Source organism: Micromonospora sp. ATLC20 (assembly GCF_057196585.1).
The window spans coordinates 1-7681 of the sequence record NZ_JBXUOV010000231.1 but is presented as its reverse complement, the minus strand read 5'-3'; the positions used below and the strand labels follow the sequence as shown (position 1 = coordinate 7681).

Here is a 7681-nt window from a genome sequence, read left to right as displayed (position 1 = left end):
GCCCAGCCCGGCGTCGATGCCGCCGCGGCCGAGCCCGGCCTCGATGCCGAGCCAGCGCCCGACCACCGGCCGTCCCGGCGGCCCCGGTGGCGGTCGTGGCGGACCCGGTGGAGGCGCCGGGCGTCCCGGCGGTCCCGGCGGCGGTGGCGGTGGCTACCGCGGTGGACCCGGTGGTGGCGGCGGTGGCGGTGGCTACCGCGGCGGTCCCGGTGGTGGCGGCGGTGGCGGTGGCTACCGCGGCGGTCCCGGCGGCGGTGGCGGTGCTCCCGGCGGTGGTTTCCGTCCGGGTGGTCCGGTCGGCGGCGGTGGCCGTCCCGGTGGCGGCGGCCGTGGCCGTGGCGGTGGCGCAGCGGGTGCCTTCGGGCGTCCCGGCGGCCGGCCGACCCGCGGTCGCAAGTCCAAGAAGCAGCGCAGACAGGAGTTCGACAACCTGTCGGCCCCGACCATGTCCTCGGGCGCGCCCCGCGGTCAGGGTCAGGTCGTCCGGTTGTCCCGTGGCGCCTCGCTGTCGGACTTCGCCGACAAGATCAACGCCAACCCGGGTTCGCTGGTCCAGGAGATGTTCAACCTGGGCGAGATGGTGACGGCCACCCAGTCGTGCTCCGACGAGACCCTGCAGCTGCTGGGTGAGCACCTCGGCTTCGACGTGCAGATCGTCAGCCCGGAGGACGAGGACCGCGAGCTGCTCGCGCAGTTCAACATCGACCTCGACGCCGAGGTCGCGGCGGACCGCCTGGTCAGCCGTGCGCCGGTCGTGACCGTCATGGGTCACGTCGACCACGGTAAGACCAAGCTGCTCGACGCGATCCGCAAGGCGAACGTGGTGGCCGGCGAGGCGGGTGGCATCACCCAGCACATCGGCGCCTACCAGGTCCACGTCCCGCACGAGGGCGAGGACCGCGCGGTGACGTTCATCGACACCCCGGGTCACGAGGCGTTCACCGCCATGCGTGCCCGTGGTGCCCAGGTCACGGACATCGTGATCCTGGTGGTCGCGGCCGACGACGGCGTCATGCCGCAGACCATCGAGGCGCTCAACCACGCCAAGGCGGCGGACGTGCCGATCGTGGTCGCGGTCAACAAGGTCGACAAGCCCGAGGCGAACCCGGACAAGGTCCGCCAGCAGCTGACCGAGTACGGCCTGGTCGCCGAGGAGTACGGCGGCGACACCATGTTCGTCAACGTGGCGGCCAAGCCCGGTATCGGCATCGAGGAACTGCTCGAGGCCGTGCTGCTGACCGCCGACGCGTCGCTGGAGCTGACCGCTCCAATCGACGGGCCGGCGCAGGGTGTCGCGATCGAGGCGCACCTGGACAAGGGCCGTGGTGCGGTGGCGACCGTGCTGGTGCAGAAGGGCACCCTGCGTGCCGGTGACTCGATCGTCGCCGGTGGGGCGCACGGCCGGGTCCGGGCCATGCTCGACGAGAACGGCAAGCCGGTCGATTCGGCTGGTCCGGCCCGTCCGGTCATGGTGCTGGGTCTGACCACGGTGCCGGGTGCGGGTGACACCTTCCTGGCCGCCGAGGACGACCGCACCGTGCGGCAGATCGCCGAGCAGCGTCAGGCGCGGAGGCGGGCGGCGTCGTTCGCCAACTCCCGCGGCCGGGCCACTCTCGAGACGCTCATGGAGCAGCTCAAGGAGGGCGAGAAGACCTCGCTCAACCTGGTGCTCAAGGGCGACGTCTCCGGTTCCGTGGAGGCGCTCGAGGACGCGCTGTTCAACCTCGACATCCCGGAGGAGGTCCAGCTTCGGATCATCCACCGGGGCGTGGGCGCGATCACCGAGAGCGACGTCATGCTCGCGAGCGCCTCGTCCGAGGCGGTCACGATCATCGGCTTCAACGTGCGGGCCTCGAACAAGGTCCGCGAGATGGCCGATCGCGAGGGCGTGGAGATCCGGTACTACACCGTCATCTACCAGGCCATCGAGGAGATCGACGCCGCGCTCAAGGGTCTGCTCAAGCCGGAGTACGAGGAGGTCGAGCTGGGCACCGCGGAGATCCGCGACGTCTTCCGCTCGTCCAAGATCGGCAACATCTCCGGCTGTATCGTCCGGTCCGGCCTCATCCGCCGCAACGCCAAGGCGCGGCTGCTGCGGGACGGGGCGGTCGTGGCGGACAACCTCACGATCAGCTCCTTGAAGCGGTTCAAGGACGACGCGACCGAGGTCCGCGAGGGCTTCGAGTGTGGTCTGACGCTGGGCGGCTACAACAACGTCCAGGTCGGCGACGTCATCGAGACGTTCGAGATGCGCGAGAAGCCGCGCGCCTGACGACCACGCGTACGACCGGCCGGCGGCCGGGGCCTTCGGGCCCCGGCCGTCGCCGTTTCCGCAGGCTGCGACAATCTGCGGCGTGACCGGGTACGCACTGCTCCTCGCCCCCTCCGCCAACCGCGTCTACGCCGACGCGGCGGCCCGGCTGGCCCGCGCCGAACTGGCCGTGTTCGCCGGATCCGGCGTGCTGGACGCCGTACCGGCCGACGCGGAGGTGACGCGGATCGGCGGGGTGGAGTACCTGACGTTCACCACCGGCGGCCCCGGGCTGGGCGAGCGGGACCTGGCCCACCTGGCGAACCTGTCGGCCGCGTACGCGCTGTTCGAGCGGGTCGGCGACGACCTGCTGCGACCGGTGCCGCTGCGCCCGCTGGCCCGGTACGACTCCGACCTGATCACCATCCCCAAGTACGCCGGCAAGACCAACGAGCAGTTCACCCGGCTGCTGCTCAACGTCACGGTGCTCGCCTCCGCCGCCGCGCCGCGGATGCTGGACGGGCCGGTGGTGGTGCTGGACCCGCTCTGCGGCCGGGGCACCACGCTCAACCAGGCGCTGATGTACGGCTACGACGGCATCGGCATCGAGCGCGACAGTCAGGACGTGGAGGCGTACGCGGCGTTCCTGCGTACCTGGCTGCGCCGCAAGCGGCTCAAGCACACCGCCGAGTCGACGTCGGTGCGCCGGGACCGCAAGCTGGTCGCCCGCCGGTTCGAGGCGGTGCTCGCGCCGTCGCGGGACGAGCACCGGGCCGGGGCCACCCAGCGGGTCACCGTGCTCAACACCGACACCACCCGGGCCCGCGAGGCGTTGCGCGCCCGCTGCGCGGACGTGATCGTCACCGACGCGCCGTACGGGGTGGCGCACGGCAGCCGTACCGGCCAGGGGTTGTCCCGCAGCCCGCTGGAGCTGCTCACCGCGGCCGTGCCGGTGTGGCGGGAGTTGCTGCGCCCCGGTGGCGCGATCGGGCTGTCCTGGAACACCCACGTGGCGCCGCGGGCGCAGGCGGAGGCGGTGCTGGCCGCCGCCGGGCTGCGGGTGCTCGACGGCCCCGGCTTCGGTGACTTCGCGCACCGCGTCGACCAGGCGATCGAGCGGGACGTGCTGGTGGCTGTCGCGCCTTAATCGCGTGCCGGGCCGGGCCGCCCGGCGTACCGTTGCTCGCCGTGTATACCGGAACCGCACTGTTCGACCTGTTGCTCCCGGGTGACTCCCGGTCCCTGAAGGCCAAGCGGTCCTACGTCCGGCCGATCGTCGCCGCGTTGCGCAAGTTCGAGGTCTCCGCCGCCGAGGTGGGGGCGCTGGACCTGCACGGCCGGGCCGAGATCGGGGTGGCGGTGGTGGCCGCCGAGCCGGCCCACGTCCGCGAGGTGCTCGACTCCTGTGAGCGGCTGGTCGCCGCCCGCCCGGAGACCGAGCTGCTGTCGGTGCGCCGTCGCCTGCACGGCGCGGACGACTGACGGCGCGTCGCGCCGCACTCCGGCCGTGCCGCGCGACGGCCGGCGGCGCGCGGGTAGTGTTCTTCAGCGTTGGGCGGTCGGACCCGGCGGCGCCCACGCGCTCGCCGTCTCCGGCCGACGGCCCGGGTCGTACGGTGACCCGGCGTCGTCATGGGTACAGGTGATCCCGGAGGTGGGGGACATGACGGATCAGGCAAAGGTTCGCCGGCACGCGGAGCGTATCCGGGAACTCGTCGCGTCGGTGGTGCGCAGCCAGATCAAGGACCCACGGCTCGGCATGATCACGATCACCGACGCCCGGATCACCGCCGACCTGCGCGACGCCACTGTCTTCTACACGGTGCTCGGCGACGCGGCGGCCCAGGCGAGCACCGCCGCCGCGCTGGAGAGCGCCAAGGGCATGCTGCGCAGCACCGTCGGCAAGGCGCTGGGGCTGCGGCACTCGCCGACGCTGACCTTCGTCCTGGACGACGTGCAGGACCAGGTCAAGCACATCGACGACCTGCTGGCCGCCGCGCGTACCGCCGACGCCGAGGTGCAGCGGCTGGCCGCGAAGTCCTCGTACGCGGGTGACGCCCAGCCGTACCGGGTCGAGGACGACGAGGACGCCGACGACGCCTCGGCCGAGGACGAGGACGACGACGAGCCGCGCGCCGGCGAGCGCCGGTGACCGAGGCGGCCGGGCCCACCGAGACCGCGTGGGCAGCTGCCGTCGCGGCGGTACGCGGCCTTACCGCCGACGCGCGGGTGCTGCTGATCTGCCACGTGAACCCGGACGGGGACGCGCTGGGCAGCATGCTCGGCTTCGGGCTGGGCCTGCGCCGGCTCGGCGTACGCGATCTCCAGGCCACCTTCCCGGGGCCGCCGGAGGTGCCGGAGCCGTTCCGCTGGATGCCCGGGGTGGACCTGCTGGTGCCGCAGGACGACGCGTACCCGGCGCCGGACCTGGTGATCTGCTTCGACGCGGCGAGCGAGTCCCGGCTGGGTGACCTGGCGGACCGGCTGGACACGGCGGGCGCCTCGCTGGTGCTCGACCACCACGCCTCGAACACCGGCTTCGGCCGGATCAGCCTGGTCGACCCGCACGCCGCAGCCACCTCGGTGGTGGCGCTGGAGCTGCTGGACCGGCTCGGCGTCACGCTGGACGCGGAGATCGCGACCGGGCTGTACGTCGCGCTCACCACCGACACCGGCTCGTTCCGGTTCGAGGCGACCACCCCGGCGGTGCACGAGACGGCGGCGCGCCTGATCGCCACCGGCATCCGGCCCGGCGACGTCTCCCGGCGGATCTTCGACACCCGCCCGTTCGGCGCCGTCCGCCTCTTCGGCGAGGTGCTGGGCCGGGCCACGCTGGAACCGGCGGCCGCCGACGGGCACGGGCTCGTCTGGACGTACGCCACCCGCGACGACCTGGTCCGCCACGACCAGCCCGCATACGTGCTGGAGGCGCTGATCGACTCGGTGCGCTGCACCGCCGAGGCGGACGTGAGCTGCGTGGTCAAGCAGGCGGGCGAGGCCGAATGGGCGGTGTCGCTGCGCAGCAAGGGCGCTGTGGACGTGAGCCGGGTGGCGGTGACGCTCGGCGGCGGCGGGCACCGATTCGCGGCCGGCTTCACCGGCAGGGGATCGCTCGACGAGGTGGTCGGCCGGATCCGTGCCGAACTCGCTGCCGCCCCTTAAGGACGGATTGTCCCTTAATCTCCGCGGTGCCGAGGCGTGGCGGCACACCGAGATGTGAGCTGATCGGCGGCTTTTCCAGGGATTACGAGGCGTGCCAGCCTTTCCGCCGTGCGTGACGCTGGGGACAATCGGGTGATGGATCATCCCCGTGAGCTCACCGTCGAGGCGCCCCGGTCCTGGGACCGACCGGTCGTCTCCGTGCCGGTGCTGATCTGCCTGTCCCTGGTCGGCGGCCAGTTGCCGTCCTTCTCGACGGCGGCGAACCTCTACATCCTCACCACCGGCGGCGGGTTGATCTGGGTCGGCCTGAGCAACCGGGTGCCCCGGCGGCCGGCGCCGCGCCGGCTGCCGTCGGTGGCGCTGTGGTGGCTGGTCCCGGTGACCGTCTTCGGGGTCTTCGAGGGGGCCACGTTCGTGATGGCGGCCGGTGACGACTTCCCCACCTTCTCCCGGCTGGCCGATCCGCTGCTGGAGGACAATCTGGCCCGGTCGGCGGCCTGGTTCGCGTGGCTGTCCGCGTTCTGGGGACTGGTGCGCCGATGATGCGGGCACTGGCGATCGGCGGTTTCCTGGTTTCGATCGTGCTGTTCGCCGTCGTCGAGTGGGCCGCGCGCCGGGAAGGGTCGCGGATCCCGTCGCTGGCCGACGTCTGCGCGTTCGTCATGCGGTACGAGGTGGGCCCGGTGCCGGTCGGCCGGATCGGGCTGTTCGGTTTCTGGTGGTGGCTGGGCTGGCACTTCCTGGCCCGCTGACCGCCCTCGCCGGAGTGGGACGACGACGTTGATCTTTCCGCATTTCGGGAACTGTGGGCAGTGTCTGGAAAGTGAACGTTAATTTGGGTGCGGGGCCGGCGCTTCGCGGCGCTGGTCACGGGCGGTGGTGCCGCACCCGGCCTCGCCTCCCTCCAGGGTCAGACCGACCCGGGCTCCCGCTGCCAGGCGAGCCGCTCCGGTGATCCCGGACCGCTGCCGGGCGCTCAGCCGCCGACGACCTCCGGTCGCGGCGCGATTCGCCGTCGCGCCGATCCGGAGCGCCGGGCGCCCGTAGGACCGCCACGTCCCGGCGGTCCGCACCCTGGAAGGACCTCAGATGCCCAGCAAGCGCAAGCCGCAGACCGAGACCACCACCGACGAGGCGCGCGAGCAGATGCGCCGCGCGCTGCAGACCTCGATGGACACCCGTCAGTGACGGACGCCGTCCGGCGGTGACGCCGGCCGGGCCCGCGGTCCACACCCCGGCCCGACGCCGACGTCACCGCCGCGCGGGAACCCGCCCGCTTCCTGGCCGGTGTGGGTAAGTAGCCGCCTGCCTTGCATGCCTTACTGAGCGCGTGCCAGGATCGGCGGCGATGAGCACCACCGCCACCCCCGTCACCGCCTCGCCGCGGCGGATCGCCGCGCTCGCGCTCCCAGCCCTCGTGGTGCTGGCCGCCGAGCCCCTCTACGTCCTGGTCGACACCGCCGTGGTCGGTCACCTGGGGCGGGTGCCGCTGGCCGCGCTCGCCGTCGGCGGCACGGTCATGACGCTCACCGCCTGGGTCGGCACCGTCGTCGCGTACGGCACCACCGGCCGCTCGGCCCGTCGGTTCGGAGCGGGGGACCGGGCCGCCGCGGTGGCCGAGGGCGTGCAGGCGTCGTGGCTCGCGCTGGCCACCGGAGTGCTGGTGGCGATCGCCATCGGCATCGGCGGGGGCGCGCTGGCGCGTACCCTCGTCGGCGGCCCCGGCGAGGTGGCCGACGCCGCCGCCGGATGGCTGCGGGTCGCGGCCCTCGGCGCGCCCGGCCTGCTGCTCGCCGCCGCCGGCAACGGCTGGCTGCGCGGCATCCAGGACACCCGCCGGCCGCTGCTGTTCGTGCTCGGCCCGAACCTGCTCTCCGCGGTGCTCTGCCCGCTGCTGGTCTATCCGGCCGGGCTCGGGCTGGTCGGCTCGGCGGTGGCGAACGCGATCGCGCAGACGCTCTCCGGCGTCCTGTTCGCGGCCGCGCTGGTGCGCGAGCGGGTCTCGCTGCGGCCCCGGCCCCGGGTGATCGGTCAGCAGCTCGTGCTCAGCCGGGACCTGCTCGTGCGTGGTGTCGCGTTCCAGGCCAGCTTCCTGTCCGCGACCGCCGTCGCGGCCCGCTTCGGCGCCGCCGCGGTCGGCGCGCACCAGATCGCCCTGCAACTGTGGTTCTTCACCGTGCTGGTGCTCGACGCCCTGGCCATCGCCGCGCAGTCGCTGGTCGGCGCCGCGCTGGGCGGTGGCGACGCGGCCGGCGCGCGGTTCCTGGC

General features: G+C 73.2%; 8 protein-coding genes. All 8 read left to right on the top strand.

Features of this window, described 5'->3' with window-relative positions:
• Positions 1-2272: translation initiation factor IF-2 (gene infB / locus AC2CHG_RS28425; protein WP_484525954.1), on the top strand; the 2272-nt coding region annotated here is incomplete at its 5' end.
• Positions 2273-2354: 82 nt separating this feature from the next.
• Positions 2355-3398, top strand: a complete 1044-nt coding sequence (locus AC2CHG_RS28420) for a TRM11 family SAM-dependent methyltransferase (RefSeq protein WP_262013631.1) — start codon at positions 2355-2357, stop codon at positions 3396-3398.
• A 41-nt stretch (positions 3399-3439) separates the two neighbouring features.
• Positions 3440-3733 (top strand): DUF503 domain-containing protein, encoded by a 294-nt coding sequence (locus AC2CHG_RS28415; RefSeq protein WP_013284668.1) that lies wholly within the window; start codon positions 3440-3442, stop codon positions 3731-3733.
• Between the two features lie 181 nt (positions 3734-3914).
• On the top strand, positions 3915-4403 hold the full coding sequence (rbfA, locus tag AC2CHG_RS28410; protein ID WP_262013630.1) for a 30S ribosome-binding factor RbfA: 489 nt from the start codon (positions 3915-3917) through the stop codon (positions 4401-4403).
• Positions 4400-5413, top strand: a complete 1014-nt coding sequence (locus AC2CHG_RS28405) for a DHH family phosphoesterase (protein WP_484525953.1) — start codon at positions 4400-4402, stop codon at positions 5411-5413. The genes rbfA and AC2CHG_RS28405 overlap by 4 nt, the downstream gene beginning before the upstream one ends.
• Positions 5414-5548: 135 nt before the next feature.
• On the top strand, positions 5549-5956 hold the full coding sequence (locus AC2CHG_RS28400; protein ID WP_484525952.1) for a hypothetical protein: 408 nt from the start codon (positions 5549-5551) through the stop codon (positions 5954-5956).
• Entirely contained in the window at positions 5956-6165 is a 210-nt protein-coding gene (locus AC2CHG_RS28395; RefSeq protein WP_030269837.1) for a DUF6186 family protein, read from the top strand. Before AC2CHG_RS28400 ends, AC2CHG_RS28395 begins: the two co-directional genes overlap by 1 nt.
• Positions 6166-6761: 596 nt before the next feature.
• Positions 6762-7681: MATE family efflux transporter (locus AC2CHG_RS28390; protein ID WP_484525951.1), on the top strand; the 920-nt coding region annotated here is incomplete at its 3' end.